The sequence below is a fragment of the Flavonifractor sp. HCP28S3_F3 genome, from assembly GCF_052065355.1.
Taxonomy (GTDB): domain Bacteria; phylum Bacillota; class Clostridia; order Oscillospirales; family Oscillospiraceae; genus Flavonifractor.
Window position 1 is genome coordinate 82,984 of the sequence record NZ_JBQHUF010000008.1, and the last position, 17,617, is coordinate 100,600.

At 60.5% G+C, this 17,617-nt stretch carries 18 protein-coding genes; 1 reads left to right on the top strand and 17 read right to left on the bottom strand.

The window, feature by feature from the left end; translation table 11 throughout:
• Positions 1-25 precede the first annotated feature (25 nt).
• From ACTNB1_RS09040 to ACTNB1_RS09115, 16 genes are all read right to left on the bottom strand, one after another.
• Positions 26-289, bottom strand: a complete 264-nt coding sequence (locus ACTNB1_RS09040) for an HPr family phosphocarrier protein (protein WP_441168963.1) — start codon at positions 287-289, stop codon at positions 26-28.
• A 26-nt stretch (positions 290-315) separates the two neighbouring features.
• Positions 316-2,235: a PTS fructose transporter subunit IIABC gene (locus ACTNB1_RS09045; protein WP_441168964.1), complete on the bottom strand. Its 1,920-nt coding sequence runs from the start codon at positions 2,233-2,235 to the stop codon at positions 316-318.
• 33 nt (positions 2,236-2,268) lie between these two features.
• Positions 2,269-3,171 (bottom strand): 1-phosphofructokinase, encoded by a 903-nt coding sequence (gene pfkB / locus ACTNB1_RS09050; protein ID WP_441168965.1) that lies wholly within the window; start codon positions 3,169-3,171, stop codon positions 2,269-2,271.
• A 3-nt stretch (positions 3,172-3,174) separates the two neighbouring features.
• Positions 3,175-3,918: a DeoR/GlpR family DNA-binding transcription regulator gene (locus tag ACTNB1_RS09055; RefSeq protein WP_441168967.1), complete on the bottom strand. Its 744-nt coding sequence runs from the start codon at positions 3,916-3,918 to the stop codon at positions 3,175-3,177.
• A 262-nt stretch (positions 3,919-4,180) separates the two neighbouring features.
• Complete coding sequence (locus ACTNB1_RS09060; protein WP_441168969.1) at positions 4,181-4,690, bottom strand: phosphotransferase-like protein; 510 nt, start codon at positions 4,688-4,690, stop codon at positions 4,181-4,183.
• 166 nt (positions 4,691-4,856) lie between these two features.
• The gene (guaA, locus tag ACTNB1_RS09065) at positions 4,857-6,146 is read right to left on the bottom strand and encodes a glutamine-hydrolyzing GMP synthase (RefSeq protein ID WP_441168970.1); all 1,290 of its coding nucleotides are present in this window, start codon (positions 6,144-6,146) and stop codon (positions 4,857-4,859) included.
• 67 nt (positions 6,147-6,213) lie between these two features.
• A complete protein-coding gene (locus tag ACTNB1_RS09070; RefSeq protein WP_441168972.1) occupies positions 6,214-6,441 on the bottom strand; it encodes a helix-turn-helix domain-containing protein in 228 nt (75 codons plus the stop codon).
• 11 nt (positions 6,442-6,452) lie between these two features.
• Complete coding sequence (locus ACTNB1_RS09075) at positions 6,453-7,010, bottom strand: DUF2975 domain-containing protein (protein WP_441168973.1); 558 nt, start codon at positions 7,008-7,010, stop codon at positions 6,453-6,455.
• 87 nt (positions 7,011-7,097) lie between these two features.
• Positions 7,098-7,823: an NAD-dependent protein deacylase gene (locus ACTNB1_RS09080; RefSeq protein WP_441168974.1), complete on the bottom strand. Its 726-nt coding sequence runs from the start codon at positions 7,821-7,823 to the stop codon at positions 7,098-7,100.
• A 16-nt stretch (positions 7,824-7,839) separates the two neighbouring features.
• Positions 7,840-8,004 carry a FeoB-associated Cys-rich membrane protein gene (locus tag ACTNB1_RS09085; protein ID WP_130871101.1) on the bottom strand — a complete coding sequence of 55 codons (165 nt, stop codon included), beginning with the start codon at positions 8,002-8,004 and terminating at the stop codon, positions 7,840-7,842.
• 4 nt (positions 8,005-8,008) lie between these two features.
• Positions 8,009-10,459 carry a ferrous iron transport protein B gene (gene feoB / locus ACTNB1_RS09090; RefSeq protein ID WP_441168976.1) on the bottom strand — a complete coding sequence of 817 codons (2,451 nt, stop codon included), beginning with the start codon at positions 10,457-10,459 and terminating at the stop codon, positions 8,009-8,011.
• A 157-nt stretch (positions 10,460-10,616) separates the two neighbouring features.
• Positions 10,617-11,078 carry a CD1247 N-terminal domain-containing protein gene (locus ACTNB1_RS09095; RefSeq protein WP_441168977.1) on the bottom strand — a complete coding sequence of 154 codons (462 nt, stop codon included), beginning with the start codon at positions 11,076-11,078 and terminating at the stop codon, positions 10,617-10,619.
• A gap of 30 nt (positions 11,079-11,108) precedes the next feature.
• A complete protein-coding gene (gene efp / locus ACTNB1_RS09100; protein WP_441168979.1) occupies positions 11,109-11,678 on the bottom strand; it encodes an elongation factor P in 570 nt (189 codons plus the stop codon).
• 79 nt (positions 11,679-11,757) lie between these two features.
• A complete protein-coding gene (locus tag ACTNB1_RS09105; protein ID WP_441168981.1) occupies positions 11,758-12,822 on the bottom strand; it encodes a M24 family metallopeptidase in 1,065 nt (354 codons plus the stop codon).
• 22 nt (positions 12,823-12,844) lie between these two features.
• On the bottom strand, positions 12,845-13,687 hold the full coding sequence (locus tag ACTNB1_RS09110) for a TIM barrel protein (protein ID WP_441168983.1): 843 nt from the start codon (positions 13,685-13,687) through the stop codon (positions 12,845-12,847).
• Positions 13,684-14,193, bottom strand: coding sequence for a YqeG family HAD IIIA-type phosphatase (locus ACTNB1_RS09115; protein WP_441168984.1), 510 nt, complete (start codon positions 14,191-14,193; stop codon positions 13,684-13,686). Before ACTNB1_RS09115 ends, ACTNB1_RS09110 begins: the two co-directional genes overlap by 4 nt.
• Positions 14,194-14,275: 82 nt before the next feature.
• On the opposite strand from ACTNB1_RS09115, the gene ACTNB1_RS09120 reads away from it, so the two are divergent.
• Positions 14,276-15,058, top strand: a complete 783-nt coding sequence (locus ACTNB1_RS09120; RefSeq protein ID WP_441168986.1) for a hypothetical protein — start codon at positions 14,276-14,278, stop codon at positions 15,056-15,058.
• A gap of 38 nt (positions 15,059-15,096) precedes the next feature.
• On the opposite strand, the gene ACTNB1_RS09125 is transcribed toward ACTNB1_RS09120, so the two are convergent.
• Entirely contained in the window at positions 15,097-17,430 is a 2,334-nt protein-coding gene (locus ACTNB1_RS09125) for an S-layer homology domain-containing protein (protein ID WP_441168988.1), read from the bottom strand.
• Positions 17,431-17,617: the final 187 nt, after the last annotated feature.

A 17,617-nucleotide genomic window follows, 5' to 3' on the forward strand; every position in this document is an offset into this window, starting at 1 on the left:
AACCTTTCGCGGGCGGCTGAACCGCTCACTCCCCCAGTCCGGACTCGACCAGCTCCACCGCGGCCTTCAGGGCCTCGGCTTCCTGCTCGCCGGAGCACTGGATTTCAATCTCGCTGCCCTGCTTGATGCAGGCGGCCATCAGGTGCATGATGCTTTTGGCGTTGATGGTCTTGTCACCGAAAATGATAGTGACGTCGCTCTTGTACTTGGCCATGGTGTTCACAAAGAGCTGGGCGGGACGCATGTGCATGCCCTGGGGATTTACGACTTTAGTATGAGCGGATACCATAACAATACTTCCTTTCTCAGTTACACTTATACTTTTTTCTTCTTCAGGATACCCAGCAGGAGCATACCCACCAGGGAGCCCACGGCCAGGGCAATGACATAACCCAGCACGTTGGTCATCACAGGGAATACGAAGATGCCGCCGTGGGGCGCGGGGAGGGCACAGCCGAAGGCCATGGACAGAGCGCCGGCCACACCGGAGCCCACAATGCAGGCGGGGAGCACATGGAGAGGATCACTGGCGGCAAAGGGAATGGCGCCTTCGGTGATGAAGCACAGGCCCATGATATAGTTGACCACGCCGGACTTGCGCTCGTCCGCGGTAAAGCGGTTCTTAAAGAAGGTGGTAGCCAGGGCGATGGCAATGGGGGGCACCATGCCGCCCACCATAACGGCGGCCATGATGTCGGAACCCTGTCCGGCGGCCATGGTGGCCAGGGTGGAGGTACCGAACACGTAGGCGGCCTTATTGAAGGGTCCGCCCATATCCACGGCCATCATACCGGCCAGCACGATACCCAGCACAATCTTGCTGCCCTCACCCATGGCCTCCAGGCCGGAGTAGAGAGCGTTGTTGATGGCTCCTACGATGGGGTTGATCAGGCACATAAACAGGCCGATAATCAGCAGGCCCACCACCGGGTAGATCAAAATCGGTTTCAGGCCCTCCAAGGCGTGAGGCAGCTTGTCGCACACCTTACGCATGGCCAGCATCAGGTAGCCGGCAGCAAAACCGGCAATCAGAGCGCCCAGGAAGCCGGCGGACACTGCGCCGCCTGCGGGGCTGGTAAAGGTGGCGCCGGAGACTGCCAGCGCGCCGCCCACAAAGCCTACCATCAGGCCCGGCCGGTCGGCGATAGACATGGCGATGAAGCCGGCCAGGATGGGCAGCATGAAGTTGAAGGCCACGTTGCCGATGTTCTTGAACCAGGCGGCAATGGGGGTATTGGTGCCGAAGTTGGCATAGTCGATGGAAGCATCGTCCAGCAGGAAGGCCAGAGCGATCAGGATGCCGCCGCCGATGACGAAAGGCAGCATATGGGATACGCCGTTCATCAGCTGCTTATACAGCTTGCGGCCGATGCTCTCATTGGAGACCTCACGGATCGTCTCGCCGGTGTGGTGGTAAATGGGGGCGTTGGGAGCCTGACGAATCAGCTCCTCCGGCTTATGAATGCCGTCGGACACCGGCACCCGCAGCACATGCTTGCCGTCAAACCGGGCCAGGTCCACGTCCTTGTCGGCGGCAATGATGATGCCGTCGCAGGCTTCAATCTCCGCCTGGGTCAGAATGTTCTTGGCACCGCCGGAGCCCTGAGTCTCGGCCTTCACCGGAATGCCCAGCTCCTTGCCCTTCTTCTCCAGGGCCTCGGCCGCCATATAGGTGTGGGCGATGCCGGTGGGACAGGCGGTAACCGCCAGAATCCGGGGACCGGTCTGAGCAGGGGCTTCCTCCTGGGCGGGTGCCTGGGCGGGAACCTCCTCGGGGAACTTGGCGGCTTCAAACCGGTCAATGGCCTCCATAAAGGTCTTGGCATCAGGGGCGGAGCGGAGGGCGCTGACAAACTCAGGGTCCATCAGCAGCACCATCAGGTGAGAGAGAATCTCCAGGTGCAGGTCGCCGTCCATGGGGGCGGCAATCATAAAGAACAGGTCGGAGGGCATGCCGTCCATGGCATTGTAGTCCACGCCCTCCTTCAGGATGCAGGCCGCCAGACTGGGGGCGGTCACGCAGTCGCTTTTGGCGTGGGGAACGGCAATGCCGGCCTCAATGGCCGTACTGCTCTGGGCCTCACGGGCCAGAATGGCCTGTTTGTAGCCCTCCTTGTCGGTGAGGCAGCCGCTCTTAGCCTGCAGGCCCACCAGAAGGTCGATCGCGGCCCCTTTGTCTGCTGCGGTGGCCCCAAGCGCAATTTTGTCCGGGCTCAGCAAATCAACGATACGCATTTGAACCAAACTCCTTCCTCTTCGGATTAAGGATTAAAAGGTATGCATCAAGGCCCGGACTTCCTCACCCGTGGCCAGACCAATGGAAAACGCGGTGGCGGAGCCGGCGGCGGCGCCCAGCCGGTGGGCGTAGGCATAGTCGCCTTTCTCCAGCCAGCCTGCCAGGAAGCCGGCCACCATGGAGTCGCCCGCTCCCACCGAATTGCGGACCTCGCCTTTGGGAACACCCAGCCGGTGGCTGGTCCCCGTCTCGTCCAACAACAGAGAGCCATCCCCCGCCATGGAAACCAACACGTTGCGGGCTCCCCGCTCCTGAAGCTGGGCGGCGCAGTCCAGAATCTCCTGGTCGCTCTTCAGCTCTCGGTCAAAGATCTCGCCCAGCTCCAGATTATTGGGCTTGATAAGGAAGGGCCGGTAGGGCAGCACCTTGCACAGCAGGTCCCGGGTGGCGTCCACTACCGTAAGGATTCCCCGGCCCTCCAGCCGGGCCAGAATCCGCTCATAGATATCGCTGGGCAGGGTGGCCGGAATGGAGCCGGACACCACCAGGATATCCCCTTCCTTCAGCTGGTCCAGCTTCCGGAACATCTCCTCCAGAGCTTCTTCGCTGATATCCGGCCCCCGCCCGTTGATTTCGGTCTCGGTCCCCGCTTTGATTTTTACATTGATGCGGGTCAAGCCGTCCTTCAGCCAGATAAAGTCCGTGCGGATACCGTTTTTCTGCAACCCCTCTTCCAGTGCCCGGCCGGTAAAGCCAGCCAGGAAACCCAGAGCCACATTTTCCACTCCCAGGTTCCGCAGGACGGTGGAGACGTTGATTCCCTTCCCGCCCAGCTGAAGCTCTTCCTCGGCGGTACGGTTGACCTCCCCGGCCCGGAATGCGTCCATACGGACCACATAATCCAGAGCCGGATTGAATGTAACCGTATAAATCATGTCTCAGACCTCCTTGATAATGGTGTGTTCCAGATAGCTTTTATCAGAAAGCTGATCGGTAATGACGCTGGCCTTCTCCAAAGGCAGGACGGTGGCCGCCGTCACCTTCTCAAACTTGCTGTTGTCTGCCAGAATGTAAGTCAGATACGCCCGTTCGGATGCCTTCCGCTTTACCGCAGCCTCCTCCGGGTCCGGGGTGGTGTACCCCTGCCGCACGGTAATGCCGTTGATGCCCAGAAACGCCTTGGTAAAGTTGTAGCGCTCCAGCCCGGCCAGGGCATCCGCGCCAACCACCGCCCCCGTGCCCGGCTTCAGCCAGCCGCCCAGCACATGGCCTCGCAGCCCCAGCTCCAGCAGCCGTTGGGCACAGGCCACGCCGTTGGTCACAAACAGGGCCTTGCAGTCCTTCAGGTATTCCATCATGCGGACGGTAGTGGTGCCGGCGTCAATATAAACTACGTCGTCATCATCAATCAGGCTGGCCGCATAGCGGGCGATCCGCTCCTTCTCCGGCTGGTGGAGCAGGCTCTTGGTGCCCACATCCGGCTCTTCTCCCTGAAACTCGCTGCCGGTCAGCACCGCGCCGCCGTGGACCTTGTTCAGCCTCCCCTGTCTGGCCAGCGTATTCAGGTCCCGCCGGATGGTGGCCTCTGAGGCGCCGGTCAGGTTGCAAAGGTGAGGCACGCTGGCCGCCCGGTTGGCATTGAGCTCCCGCAGAATCACTTCAAATCGCTGTTCCGCTAACATCTCTCCTCCTCCTCTCTGCTCGTTTTTGATTGTTTCTTTTTGTGCTTTCAATATATCATCATTGTCGATCACTTTCAATCTTTTTTAATCAATTTCAATCACAAAAAATCACGGCACTTTTTAGGCAACTTCTACAACCTGTCGGTTGAGGTAAAAAAAGCGAAGCGCCGTAAAACGGCGCTTCGCTTTTTTTGATTTCATTATTCTCACTCGGCAAATTTAGATATAATATCGCAGAAAGCTAGAGATGGAAAACCATCAATTACAGGTCAATATCTACCTCATACTTGTCTTTAATAAGCATATAATTTGCATTGTACTTTTGTGCAAGTTCCAAAAACCGTGCATTGTCCTCCAATACAGTTTCTATGGTGCATCCATCACTTAAACGATTTTCTATTATGTTGGAATATCCTTTGATATCAGCAAAATGATTTTTGATATAATCTTTACTCATAATAAGGCAATAGTATTTTATATGGGAGAGATATTCATTTGCAAAGTCTTTTGACCAGTCAAAGGGAATATAGCACCCTTCAATGATCAGATTTTGCCCATTCTCTATGGCGGTTTTTATCATTTCGCGAATAATAGGCCACAAATAATCCGTGAGCGCAGTATCTTCTTCCGGCGTCAGTTTCGTATAGCCGCTGCGGATAAGTCCCATCTTCAAGTGATCGATTGATAAATAAGGGATTTTATACTTCTCAAGCAATTTTTGAGCAAGTGCAGTTTTCCCAGTGTGAGATGCTCCTGTTATTAAGATGACCATCGTTCTCTCCTGCCCTATATTTTGGCGTCTGCCGTCTTTGAATATGATACCATAAAAGGCGCTTGCAGTTCTACAGCACGGTCAGCCCGATAAGCCTTCGATTCACAGCCAGCAGATAAAAACCCGGCAAAGCATTGTGTTACAACGCTTTGCCGGGTTTACTATCTTACTCCCATTCGATGGTGCCGGTGGGCTTGGGCGTCAGGTCGTACAGGACACGGTTGATACCCTTCACCTCATGGGTGATGCGGTAGGTAATGTGCTGGAGCAGGTCAAAGGGCACGTTCTCCACCGTGGCGGTCATGGCATCCACGGTGTTGACGGCACGGATGATGGCCGGCCACTCGTCGGCCCGCTTGCCGTCCCGGACGCCCACGCTCTTCACGTCAGGCACGATGGTGAAGTACTGCCACACCTTGCCCTCCAGGCCGTTCTTGGCAAACTCCTCCCGGAGAATGGCGTCGGACTCACGCAGGGCCTCCAGCCGGTCACGGGTAATGGCACCCAGGCAGCGCACGCCCAGGCCGGGGCCGGGGAAGGGCTGACGGTACACCATGTTGTCGGGCAGGCCCAGGGCCTTGCCGCAGGCACGCACCTCGTCCTTAAAGAGCATCTTCAGGGGCTCCACCAGCTCGAAGTCCAGATTCTCAGGCAGGCCGCCCACGTTGTGGTGGCTCTTCACCGCCTTCACGGTCTTGGTGCCGGACTCGATGATATCGGGGTAAATGGTGCCCTGGCCCAGGAAGGAGATGCCCTCCAGCTTGCGGGCCTCCTCGTCAAAGACGCGGATGAACTCCTCGCCGATGATCTTGCGCTTGCGCTCGGGGTCGGACACGCCGGCCAGCTTGTCCAGGAAGCGGTCCACCGCGTCCACATAGATCAGGTTGGCGTCCATCTCGTGGCGGAACACCTGCACCACCTGCTCAGGCTCACCCTTGCGGAGCAGGCCGTGGTTGACGTGGACACAGGTGAGCTGCTTGCCGATGGCCTTGATAAGCAGAGCGGCCACCACGGAGGAGTCCACGCCGCCGGACAGGGCCAGCAGCACCTTCTTGTCACCCACCTGCCGGCGGATCAGCTCGATCTGGTCGGCGATGAAGTTTTCCATGTTCCAGTTGGCCTGGGCGCCGCACACACCGAAGATAAAGTTGGACAGAGCCTGCTTGCGCTCCTCGGGATCGGCGGGCCAGGGGGCGTCCCCCTTGTGGTCGGCCAGCAGCACCGGCACCTCGCAGTTGTAGATGTCCTTGGAGACGTCGATCTCCACCCCGTCCACCACGCGGTTGGGGCCGCCATTGAGAATGATGCCCTTCACGTTGGGCAGAGCATGCAGCTGCTCCAGCGTGATATCGTGGGGATGGATCTCACTGTAAACGCCCAGCGCGCGAATCTCACGGGCCAGCTGCGCGTTTTCGCCGCTGCCCAGGTCCAAAATAAGGATCATGTCCTGCTTCATCCCAGTTCCTCCCTGTTAAAATTTCGGTAAGCATCATTATAGCACACTTACAGGGCAGATGCATCCCCTAAGTTCCAGAATTCGACGATTCCTCCGACACATACTCCAGCAGATCCCCGGGCTGGCAGTCCAGGGCCTTGCAGATGGCCTCCAGGGTGGTGAAGCGCACCGCCTTGGCGTGGTTGTTTTTCAGAATGGACAGGTTGGCCAGGGTGATATCCACCTTGGCGGAGAGCTCGTTGAGGCTCATTTTCCGCTTGGCCATCATCACATCCAGGTTGACAATGATCGGCATAGCTCCACCCCCTAAATGGTGAGATCGTTTTCTGCCTTCAGCTCCGCCGCCTGGCGGAACAGGGCGGACATCACCAGGCAGAGCAGCCCCGCCATAAAGAATACGGGGACAAACAGGGCGTTATAGGAAAGCAGCGGCTCGATGGTGCGGTAGTACGCCAGACCCCAGATCAGGCGAACCAGGGCAGCGGCGGAAATCAGGAAGCTACACACCGCAGCCAATCGGAGGCTTTTGCTGTTCTTCTCCTGAAAGGGTAAGCCCTCCAGCACGGTGTCCAGCACCCGCCGGGCCTGCCACAGTACCACCGCGGTGCACACGCCGCAGAACAGAAGAAAAGCCGACAGCACATCTGCGTAAGCACCGTTCTGTCCCCACTGGCTCCACCCGCCCAACAGCAGCATAGCGAGGGTATCGTCGGTATCATATCGCCACCACTCCGCCAGTCCCTGATGTACACTGATGTGAACCATTCCAGGTACCAGCAGCAGGGCAATCAGATTACACACAAAGGTAATGATGACCAATATCTTCAATGCTCCGGCCAGCTTCTGCACGGCAGTCTTTTCCATGGTATCTCCCCCTTTGGGGAGAGTATACCATGGCTTTTATCGTTTTTCAATAAAAAAGTGAAGGGCGTCCACACGGACGCCCTTCTGTTATACCCGAATGGCCCCCAGCACCTCTCCGATAGGGGCGTTGATGACCAGGTCGGCCTCCCTATCGTAGGGGGTGGAGCTTTTGTTGATCAGGGTCAGCTTGTTTCCCCGGTAGTAGCGGATCAGGCCCGCCGCCGGGTACACTGCCAGGGAGGTGCCGCCGATGATCAGCATGTCCGCCCGGGAGATGGCCAGTACCGCGGCCTCGATGGTCTCCTGATCCAGAGACTCCTCATAGAGCACTACGTCGGGCTTGATGGTCCCGCCGCACACCGGGCAGTGAGGCACACCCTGGCTCTTCATCATAAAGTCCAGGTCGTAGAACTGATGGCACTTCATGCAGTAGTTGCGGTGGACGGAGCCGTGGAGCTCATACACGGCCACGCTGCCCGCCGCCTGGTGGAGGCCGTCGATATTCTGGGTCACCACCGCTTTCAGCTTCCCCGCCTGCTCCAGCTCCGCCAGCTTCAAATGGGCGGCGTTGGGCTTGGCGTCGGGAAAGAGCATTTTGTTGCGGTAGAAGCGATAGAACTCCTCCGGCTCCTTCTTAAAGAAGGTATGGCTCAGGATGGTCTCCGGGGGATATTTGTACTGCTGATTGTACAGCCCGTCCACACTGCGGAAATCAGGGATGCCGCTCTCTGTGGACACCCCGGCCCCGCCGAAAAAGACGATGTTAGAGCTTTCGCTGATCCAGTCCTGGAGCTGTTTGCGATGGTCGTCCATGAGAGAGATCCTCCTTTTACTTCGTTTTCCGGTGGCGGCAGTAGGTATGGGGGCAGCTGGAGCAGCCGCCGCAGTCACAGCCCCGCTTGCCCTTCAGGCTCTGATGGAAGCGATAAATAAGGTAGACCGCCGCCCAGATAATGAGGGCGGCCACCCCGATGTAGATCAGGATCTTGAGCATAGCATTACCTCAAAAACAGGGAGCCGATCTGGTACACCAGGAAGGAGCCCAGCCAGGCGGCACACAGCTGCCAACAGATGGAGGCCAGGGTCCACTTCACCGAGTTCATCTCCTTGCGGATGGTGGACACCGCCGCCACGCAGGGGACGTAGAGCAGCACGAACACCAGGAAGGAGTAGGCGGCCAGGGGGCTCTGGAAGGTACCGCCCAGGGCGGCGGCAATGGCGGCGCCGCTGGCGGTGACCGAGAAGCCGTAGAACATGCTCATGGAGGACACCACCATCTCCTTGGCAATGAGGCCGGAGAGGAGGGCCACCGCGGCCTGCCAGGTACCGAATCCCAGAGGCACAAAGACAGGAGCCAGGAAGGAACCGATGGCGCCCAGGATGGAATACTCGGCGTCGGACACCATGCCGAAGGCGCCGTTCTCCACACCGAAGGTCTGGAGGAACCACAGCAGCACGCTCATGGCCAGGATCAGGGTGCCCGCCTTGACCAGGAAGCCCTTCACTTTCTCCCATACGTGGAGAGCGATGTTTTTCAGGGTGGGCAGACGGTAAGGAGGCAGCTCCAGCACGAAGGCGGCGGGCTCGCCCTTGAACACCAGCTTTTTCAGCAGGATACCGGAGATGATGGCAAAGATCAGGCCCAGCAGGTACAGGGAGAACACCACCAGCCCGCCGTATTTGGGGAAGAAGGCTGCGGTGAGCAAGCCGTACACCGGCAGCCGGGCGGAGCAGGACATGAAAGGCACCAGCATGATGGTCATGCGGCGGTCCTTCTCATTTTCCATGGTGCGGGCGCCCATGACGGCGGGCACAGTGCAGCCGAAGCCCATGAGCATGGGGATAAAGGCTTTGCCGGACAGGCCGAACCGGCGGAGCAGCCGGTCCATGATAAAGGCCGCCCGGGCCATGTAGCCGGAATCCTCCAGGAAGGAGAGGAACAGGAACAGAATGGCGATCTGGGGCAGGAAGGTGAGCACACCGCCCACGCCGGCGATGACGCCATCCACCAGCAGGGCCTCCACCCAGGGGGCGGTGCCGGCGGCGGCCAGGACGCCCCGGACCCATTCCGCAAAATATCCGCCGATGAGGGTATCCACCCCGTCGGCCAGCACCTGACCGGGACCGAAGGTGAGGGCGAACATGGCCAGCATCATCAGCAGAAACACCGGGATGGCCAGGAATTTGTGGGTGACGATGGCGTCCACCCGGTCGGACAGGGTGGGCGTACCCAGGGGCCGGCCCCGGGTAACAGAGCTCTCCACCACCTTCTGGATGAACTGATACCGGGCGTCGGCAATGAGCGTCTCCCGATCGCCCAGGTCATAGGCACCCTCGTATTCCCGACAGACCGCCTCCAGCTTTTCCTTGGTGGCGCTGTCCAGTCCCAGTGCCTCTTCCACCAGAGAGTCTCCCTCAATGAGCTTGATGGAGGCCCAGTGAGCGGGGATATTGGCGGCATAGGCCTTGTCGTGGATCAGCTCGCCCACCTTGTGGTGAATCTGGTGGGTGAAATCGTCGTACAGGTCGTCGGGCTCCACGGTGACTCCCACATGCATCTGCTTGTGGGCCACCTCCAGCAGCTCCTGGATGTTTTTGCCCGACCGGGCAGTGATGGGGATGACGGGCACCCCCAACGCCTTGGACAGGCCGTCCACATCGATCCTGTCCCCGTGCTTCTCCACCTCGTCCATAAAGTTGAGGGCGATGACCATGGGCCGCTCCAGCTCCAACAGCTGGGCGGTAAGGTACAGGTTACGCTCGATGTTGGTGGCGTCGATGATATCGATGATGGCGTCGGGCCGCTCCCCCACGATAAAGTCACGGGCCACGATCTCCTCCATGGAGTAGGGGGACAGCGAGTAAATGCCGGGCAGGTCCACCACCGTCACCGGCTTGCCGTCCACCTCCGCCTTGCCCTCCTTCTTCTCCACCGTCACGCCGGGCCAGTTGCCCACGTACTGGTTGGAGCCGGTGAGGGCGTTAAAGAGGGTGGTCTTGCCGCAGTTGGGGTTGCCCACCAGGGCCAGCTTCATCTCCCGGGTGTCGTGGCTGGCGTAGTCGGGCTCTCCGCCGTGCTCAGCGGCTTCGTGAGCATGGTCGGCGTCCATCCGGCGCAAAGTCTCCTCGTCGGGGATATGCTGCACCATGCCCATGCGCTGCTTGCGCACCTTGGCCCGGCGCTCTCCCTCCTCACCGGTGGCGATGAGGATCTGAGCGGCGTCCGACTTGCGGAGGGACAGCTCATAGCCCCGCAGATTCAGCTCCAGCGGATCGCCGAAGGGGGCGATCTTGCGCACGGTGACCTCCGTACCGGGGGTCAGGCCCATATCCACCAGCCGGCGCTTCACCGGCCCGCTCTCGTTGCCCACCCGCAGGATGGTACCCCGTTCGCCGGGCTGCACTTCCTCCAAAGTTCGTTGATTTGTCTTGGTCTCTTCCCTGTTCATGCTTCATCCGTCCATATAAGTTAATCTTATCTAATTCAGCCGCTTTATTATACTACGCCGCACAGCGGACACGCAAGGGATGGGTTCTGCCATTTTTCACAAATATACGCAAAAAGGGGATGGCTTTCGCCATCCCCTTCTTCAATCGCGGGAAATCTTACTCCTCGTGGTCGTGGTCCTCACAACCGCAGCCGCAGCCGCAGTCGTCGTCCTCGTCCTCACAGCAGCAGTCGTCGGACAGGTCCAGAGCAAACTTCTGCTTGCAGCCGGGGCACTGGATCACGCCCTCCTCCAGCACGGACTCGTCAATCATCAGAGTCTCGCCGCAGTTGGGGCAGTCAACCTCGAAGAAATCGTCGTCGTCGCAGCAGCAGTCGTCGTCATCCTCGTCCTCGTCGTCGAACACGGCCTTCTCCACGTCGGACAGGTCGTCGGAAATGGCGTCGATCTCCTCGCCCAGAGCCTCGGCGTTCTCCTCCAGATCCTCGATGGACATGCCGATCTCCTCCAGGATGCCGATCATCACGGAGATGAGCTTGCCTTCCTTGGACTTCTCGGTGTCGATGTTCAGGCCCTCAGCCAGGCCCTTCAGGTACGCGACCTTCTCAGAAATCGTCATGATACGCCCTCCTTTTGTCAGCAGACAGCTTTAGGCCTTGCAACGCTCAAGATACTCGCCGGTACGGGTGTCGATCTTGATCTTGTCGCCGGGGTTGATGAACAGGGGCACCTTGATCTCGGCGCCGGTCTCCAGGGTGGCGGGCTTGGTCACGTTGGTGGCAGTGTCGCCCTTGAAGCCGGGATCGGTCTCGGTGACCTCCAGCTCCACGAAGGTGGGGGGCTCAACGGCGAAGATCTTGCCCTTGTAGGAGTTGATCTTGCACACCATGTTCTCCTTCACGAAGCGGAAGTTGTCGCCCAGCAGCTCAGCGCCGATGGGCACCAGGTCGTAGGTCTCGCCGTCCATGAAGTAGTACAGATCGCCGTCGTTGTAGCTGTACTCCATGTCCTTGCGCTCCACATAGGCCTGCTCGAACTTGGCGGTGGGGTTGAAGGAGGTCTCGGTCACGCCGCCGGTGATGACGTTCTTCATCTTGGTGCGGACGAAGGCGGCACCCTTACCGGGCTTGACGTGCTGGAACTCCACCACCTGCATGACCTGACCATCCATCTCGAAGGTCACGCCGTTGCGGAAATCACTGGCAGTAATTGTAGGCATTACTATTCACTCTCCAAAAAGGTATTCAAAAACTCAGCTAAGTTATTTTACCCCATTATTCCCCTGTTTGCAAGGCTTTTTACAGAATAATCAGTTCTTTGGGAGATTTGGTGATATCCACATTGCCCTCAGCGGTGTAAATGAGCACATCCTCAATACGAACGCCGAACTTTCCGGGCAGATAGATGCCCGGTTCGGCAGATACCACGGCGCCTACGGGCATGGGAGTCTCGTCCCGGCCGTTGGCATTGGGGGACTCGTGGATCTCGATACCCACGCTGTGGCCGAAGCCGTGACCGAAGTAGGGGCCGTAGCCCGCCTCCTCGATGACCTTGGCGGCGGCCATGTGGACCTCCTTGCCGGGCACACCCGCCTTGGCCTTGGCGATGCCGGCCAGCTGGGCCTTCAGCACGGTGTCGTACACCTTGCGCATCTCCTCAGTGGGCTCGCCCAGGGCGATGGTGCGGGTCATGTCGGAGCAGTAGCCGCCATATTTGCAGCCAAAGTCCATGGTGATGAAGTCGCCCTTCTGCACCTTCCGCTCACCGGGGATGGCGTGGGGCAGGCTGCCGTTGGGGCCGGAGGCCACGATGGGATCGAAGCTCATCTTGTCTGCACCCCGGCACAGCATCTCGTACTGGAGCCGGGCGGCGATCTCCTGCTCGGTCATGCCGGGCTGGATGAACTTCAGGATGGCGTCAAAGGCGGCGTCGGTGATCTCCTGGGCCTTCTTCATCAGGGCGATCTCCTCCTCGTCCTTGGCGGCCCGGAGGGTGTTCAGCAGCTTCTGCGCGGGCACCAGCTGGCAGGGCAGAGCAGCCTCGTAGTCCCGGAAGGCGGCCACGGTCAGGTAGCCGTCCTCAAAGCCCAGCTTCTTCACCCCCAGCTCTTCCACAGCCTGGATGACCAGGGACTTCTGGCCCACGGAGGCGGAGGTCATGGTGATCTTGGCGCCGGCGACCAGTTTCTCCGCCGCCTCAATATAGCGGGAATCGGTGAAATAGCGGCACTCGGTCTTGGTCACCACCACCGCGCCCTCGCCGTGGAAGCCGATGGCATAGTATTCCCCGGGGTCGCTCATGATAAGCATTCCGTCCAGGCCGTACTCGTCCAGCTTGGCTGCAATCTGTTTCAGATGGTTCATTTGAAAGACTTCCTTTCTGATATCATGCGTTCTGATAGAGTCGTTTCATGGTCAATGCGTCCTCGGCCTGTGTTCCGGCCGATTCGCAGATAAAGGTGGGGCTCCAGCCCCGGCGGGCCACCTCCGCCATCAGGGGTGCAGGATCGGGCCCAAAATCCTCCTGATCGAAGGTCAGGTGCATTTTCTCGCCCCCGTTGGGGGTGAACTGGATCTTGGAAAAATGGCTGTGGAAGCGGGATGCCCGCTCCTCCCCCAGCACCTCCGCGATCCGGTCCAGCATGTTCACGCAGGCCTCATGGCCCTCCAGCTCTCCCAAGGAGCGGGCGTACAGGTGGCCGAAGTCCACGCAGGGGGTGAGCCGCCCGTCCAGAGTGCACAGCTCCAGCACCTCGTCCAGATCCCCCAGCTGATTGATCTTGCCCATGGTCTCGGGACAGAGGGTGATGTGGCCGAAGCCGGCGTCATCGCAGGCGGCCACCACCTCTTTCAGAGATTTCAGGGCAATGTCCTGGGCCTCTCTTCTGGTGCGCTTCATCAGCGCTCCGGAGTGGATAACCACCCGGGTGGCTCCCATCCAGTCCGCCGCCTGACAGGCTGCGGTGATGTAGCCGATGGTCTTTTTCAGGCTGTCCGGGTCAGGATTGGCCAGGTTGATAAAGTAGGGGGCGTGGAGGGACAGGGCGATGTCCGCCTCCTTTGCCGCTGCACCCACCTTTCTGGCGGTCTCCTCCCCTACGTTGACGCCCTTGCCGCACTGGTACTCGTAGCAATCCAGGCCCAGCCCCGCCAGCCAGCGGGGGGCGTCCACAGAGGATTTATAGGGAAAGGAATCGGCGTTGCCCGCCGGTCCGAAGATAGCGCTCATAGCGGTTTGGTTCTCCTTTTCGTCAGGGCGCGGAAGGGCCACTCCACGGCGTACCGCAGGTAGCGGCCGGGGTTGCCCGCCAGGCGGATGGGCTCCACCAGCAGGGTAAACACACCCGCGTTCCGTCCGCCCAAAATATCGGTAAAGATCTGGTCCCCCACAATGGCGGTCTGTTCCGCCGTGCAGCCCATCTGTTCCATGGCTTTGTAGAAAGAGCCGGGCTTGGGCTTGCCGGCGTGGCCGATGAAGGGGACGCCCAGCGCCTGGGAGAAGCGGCTGGGCCGGTCCGGGTGGCGGTTATTGGACAGGACAAAGAGGGTAACTCCCTGCTCTGCCAGCTCCGCCGTCCAGGCCCGTACTTTCTCGTCTGGCTCGGGCACCCCGTAGGGCACCAGGGTATTGTCCAGGTCGGTCAGCAAAAGCCGGATCCCCCGCCTGGCCAAGGCCGCCGGGTCGATATCATAGATGCTCTGCCCGGCCCAATGGGCCGTCAGGGAAAAAGCCATTGTGTCACCTCGTCTAATCGCAAATTGGTCCGCATAGAATTATACACAGTTCTCTCAGCATGGACAAGGGGGTACCTGGAATATGCAAGGAAAATACGATCTGATCCTCACCGCGCCGCCGGGAGACTGCCGGGCGGCGGCCCGCTTCGGACTGCCGGTGGCCCACGCCGCCTACCGGGTGGGGGGCGGCCCCCATCTGTTTCGGGCCAATCTGCCCATGCCGGTGCGGGGTGGGCTGATGGCGGTGGACTGCACCGGCTTCGACGGCCGGGGGGAAAGCGGTCCCTTCTGTCAGGAGGTGCTGCGGGAGTGCGCCGCCCGGGGATTCACCGGGGTGCTGTGCGACTTTGAAGGGCGGCCCTTCCCCCTGCTGGTCCAGATCCTCCGGGAGCTGGAGGGCCTGCTGGAAAAGCGGGGCTGGCCCCTCTACGTGCCCGAGGCCTATGGCCCCCACACCAGCCGAGCCAGGGTGCTGATCTCCTCCGCCCTGTCCGGTGGCTCCCTAACCCAGCGGCTGTCCGAGGTCAGGGAGCGGTTCGGCGACCGGGCGGTGCTGGCGGTGGAGCGGGTGGCGGAGGACTTCTTCCTCCCCTCTCTGGACGGCCAGGGCCGGCCGCTGCCCCGGGAACAGCTCAGCACTATGCTGGAGGAACGCTCCCCCTCCGTCTTTTTCTCCACCGAGCTGTGCGCCCACTACTTTACTTACATGTCCCGGGAAAACGGAGCCCACTTCGTCCTCTTCGACGACGCCGGTTCCATCCGCAAAAAGCTGCGGCTGGCCCAGAATATGGGCATCCGTCAGGCGGTGCTGTCCTATCCCCAGGTGGACGATCTGCTGGAGGATCTGCTCTCAGGGCTGCAATAAAAAAGGAGCGCCGCGGTTTCCCGCGGCGCTCCCTGCAATCAGGCAGGATTCTGCTCGAAATTGATGGTGTAGGACAGCTCCTCGTTCTCGTTGCCGGCGGCATCCTTCAGGACGCCGGCAGCCAGGTCAAACTGGAACTCACCGGCCACAAACTTGTTGCCGTTTTCATTGGTGACGGTGATGTGGAGCTTGGTGGGGTCTTCCTCGTCAATGACGAAGGTACCAAACTCCTCCTCGGCGATGGTAATCTTCAGCTCCCCGTCGCCGGCTACCACAGCCTCGCTGAGGATGACGGTCAGGCTGGTGAACTCCTGGCCCTCGTCAAAGTTGACGGTGGCGCCGTCCTCCACGGAAACGCCGTCGATCTCAAAGCCCGCCACGGTGGGAGCGGTGGTATCCAGAGGCACGGACACGTCGGAGACAGTCATCTCCTCCTCCACAAAGTACATGGAGCCAAACTGGTTGCCCGCCTTGTCCTTCACGGAGAAGTAGAAGGTCATGGGGCTGCCGTCGGCGGCCTCCCGCAGCAGCTTGGTGGCGGCGGGGTTGAAAGTGATCTCCCACTTCTGCTCACCCACGGTGTCGGTGTAGCGGACGGAGGCACCAATGCCGCTCTCCTCGTCCAGGATCTCCTGGTCCTTGGCCTCCACGGTGAACTCGGGGAAGCTCTCCTCCAGGCTGTGGTCCACCTCCAGGTAGGCCAGCTCGCCCTGGTCGGACACGGGCACGGTGAGGGTCAGGGTATCGTCGTCGCCCAGCAGGGTCACGCTCTCCTTCTCCAGCTTGGGAGCGGCAATGTCGGCGCCGGCCTCCTGCTCAAAGGCAACGGTCCACACATAATAGGGGGTGCGGCCCTCGTCGTCCTTCAGGGCAACATGGCGGCGGGCGGTGAGATAGCCGGCGGAGTTGCCCGCAGCGTCAAAGAGCTCCTTATCGTAGCGCATGCCGTCGCCCAGCTTGGCGCTGTTGAAGTCAAAGGTCCAGACGAACTCGGTCTCGTTATCCACATAGAGGTTGGTGATCTGCACCTCGCCGGAGATGGTGTAGCCCAGGCCCTCCAGGGCGCTGTTGTTCACCGCGTCGCCCTCGGGCGTACCGGAGCTGCCGATCTTGGTCAGCACCCCGTCCTCCTTGGTGTACAGGGCCTCAGAGAAGCGGATGGTCACCTTGCCGTCCTCCTCGGTCACCTGGGAGACAGTGGGCGCGGGATCGGCAGGGGTGCCACCGCCGCCGCCGGAGCCGCCGCCGTTGTTGCCGCCGTCAGAACCGCCGTTGTTGTCGCCGCCATTCTCGCCGTCGCCGCCAACCTGGTTGCCCTCGCTGTCGGTGGGCTGCTCCACGCCGTCGGCCACCTCCAGGCTGCCGGGCAGCTTGCCATCCAGCACCACGCCGTCTGCGTTGACGCCGGCCTTGTCAATGGTGCCCTGGTTGTCCACCTGGGCGGAGGCATTGAGCTCCAGCTCCTGCACGGAGGCGCCGGATTCCACCTTCAGCTGGGCGTCGGCATTGACGCTCATGTACCCGGCGGCGCTGGCGCCGGACAGGGTCAGGGACACGGGAGCGTCCACCTTCACCAGGCCGCTTTCCAGGTCCCGGGCGGTGATCTTGGCTCCGGCACTGCCGGAAGCCACCACCAGGCCGGCCGTCTCACCGGAGACCTCCACCACACTGCCGCTGCGGGCGGCGGTCTGGCCCGCGTTCACCACCACAAAGCGGTTGGCATCCTCCGCGGTCACGGTGGAGGAGCCGGTCACATAGTCGCTGATGGCCTTGTCCAGCAGGGCCATGGTGGAAGCACGGTCGATCTGGGCCAGAGGCGCCAGGCGGGAGCCGTCCTCCACGCCGCTGAGGATCCCCAGCTCAGCCAGAGGATCCAGGTAGCCGGCCGCCCAGGCGGCGGCAGTGTCACCGTCGGTAAACTGGCTCAGGTCGGGCATACCCTCCTCCCGGATGCCGATGGCCCGGGCAAACATCACCATGGTCTCCTGACGGGTAATGGTGCGCTCGGCGTTGGCGTTGGCGCCGTCGCCCTCCATGATGCCGGCGGCGGTGCACTTCAGAATGGCGTCGGCATACCACTCGTCGCCCTTCAGGTCGGCGTAGCGGTTCTCCGCCTTCTCCGTCAGACCCAGCATGCGGGCAAAAATAGTGGCCAGCTCGCCCCGAGTCAGGTTGGCGGTGGGCTGAAACAGACCGGCGTGGTTGCCCTCCACCAGGCCGGCATCCAGCCAGCGCTGAATGGAATCAGCCGCCCAGCTCTGCTCCACGTCCGGCAGGGTGGGCTTGTCCGTGTCGGCAGCCAGAGCCGGCAGGCCGGCAGAAAGGCCCATGGAAAGTGTCAAAAGCAGGGCCAGCGGTTTTTTTGCATCCATCGGTTATTTCCTCCAAATTGCATTCAGTTTACAGAATGTGCGACATGTATTTCTCACGCAATTCATACCGGGACGCTATTATATCAGCTTTTATCCACCTGTCAACGAACCCGGGCAGTCCAAATCCTTCCACCCCCAAAGCCCTTGGAGGGCAACATTTTGCGGCTTTTCCAAATTTCTCTTTTTC

Excerpts from the sequence above, each read along its gene's own strand:
- ACTNB1_RS09040 (WP_441168963.1), bottom strand. The coding sequence starts at position 289 with ATGGTATCCGCTCATACTAAAGTCGTAAATCCCCAGGGCATGCACATG.
- ACTNB1_RS09045 (WP_441168964.1), bottom strand. The coding sequence starts at position 2,235 with ATGCGTATCGTTGATTTGCTGAGCCCGGACAAAATTGCGCTTGGGGCC.
- pfkB (WP_441168965.1), bottom strand. The coding sequence starts at position 3,171 with ATGATTTATACGGTTACATTCAATCCGGCTCTGGATTATGTGGTCCGT.
- ACTNB1_RS09055 (WP_441168967.1), bottom strand. The coding sequence starts at position 3,918 with ATGTTAGCGGAACAGCGATTTGAAGTGATTCTGCGGGAGCTCAATGCC.
- ACTNB1_RS09060 (WP_441168969.1), bottom strand. The coding sequence starts at position 4,690 with ATGGTCATCTTAATAACAGGAGCATCTCACACTGGGAAAACTGCACTT.
- guaA (WP_441168970.1), bottom strand. The coding sequence starts at position 6,146 with ATGAAGCAGGACATGATCCTTATTTTGGACCTGGGCAGCGGCGAAAAC.
- ACTNB1_RS09070 (WP_441168972.1), bottom strand. The coding sequence starts at position 6,441 with ATGCCGATCATTGTCAACCTGGATGTGATGATGGCCAAGCGGAAAATG.
- ACTNB1_RS09075 (WP_441168973.1), bottom strand. The coding sequence starts at position 7,010 with ATGGAAAAGACTGCCGTGCAGAAGCTGGCCGGAGCATTGAAGATATTG.
- ACTNB1_RS09080 (WP_441168974.1), bottom strand. The coding sequence starts at position 7,823 with ATGGACGACCATCGCAAACAGCTCCAGGACTGGATCAGCGAAAGCTCT.
- ACTNB1_RS09085 (WP_130871101.1), bottom strand. The coding sequence starts at position 8,004 with ATGCTCAAGATCCTGATCTACATCGGGGTGGCCGCCCTCATTATCTGG.
- feoB (WP_441168976.1), bottom strand. The coding sequence starts at position 10,459 with ATGAACAGGGAAGAGACCAAGACAAATCAACGAACTTTGGAGGAAGTG.
- ACTNB1_RS09095 (WP_441168977.1), bottom strand. The coding sequence starts at position 11,078 with ATGACGATTTCTGAGAAGGTCGCGTACCTGAAGGGCCTGGCTGAGGGC.
- efp (WP_441168979.1), bottom strand. The coding sequence starts at position 11,678 with ATGCCTACAATTACTGCCAGTGATTTCCGCAACGGCGTGACCTTCGAG.
- ACTNB1_RS09105 (WP_441168981.1), bottom strand. The coding sequence starts at position 12,822 with ATGAACCATCTGAAACAGATTGCAGCCAAGCTGGACGAGTACGGCCTG.
- ACTNB1_RS09110 (WP_441168983.1), bottom strand. The coding sequence starts at position 13,687 with ATGAGCGCTATCTTCGGACCGGCGGGCAACGCCGATTCCTTTCCCTAT.
- ACTNB1_RS09115 (WP_441168984.1), bottom strand. The coding sequence starts at position 14,193 with ATGGCTTTTTCCCTGACGGCCCATTGGGCCGGGCAGAGCATCTATGAT.
- ACTNB1_RS09120 (WP_441168986.1), top strand. The coding sequence starts at position 14,276 with ATGCAAGGAAAATACGATCTGATCCTCACCGCGCCGCCGGGAGACTGC.
- ACTNB1_RS09125 (WP_441168988.1), bottom strand. The coding sequence starts at position 17,430 with ATGGATGCAAAAAAACCGCTGGCCCTGCTTTTGACACTTTCCATGGGC.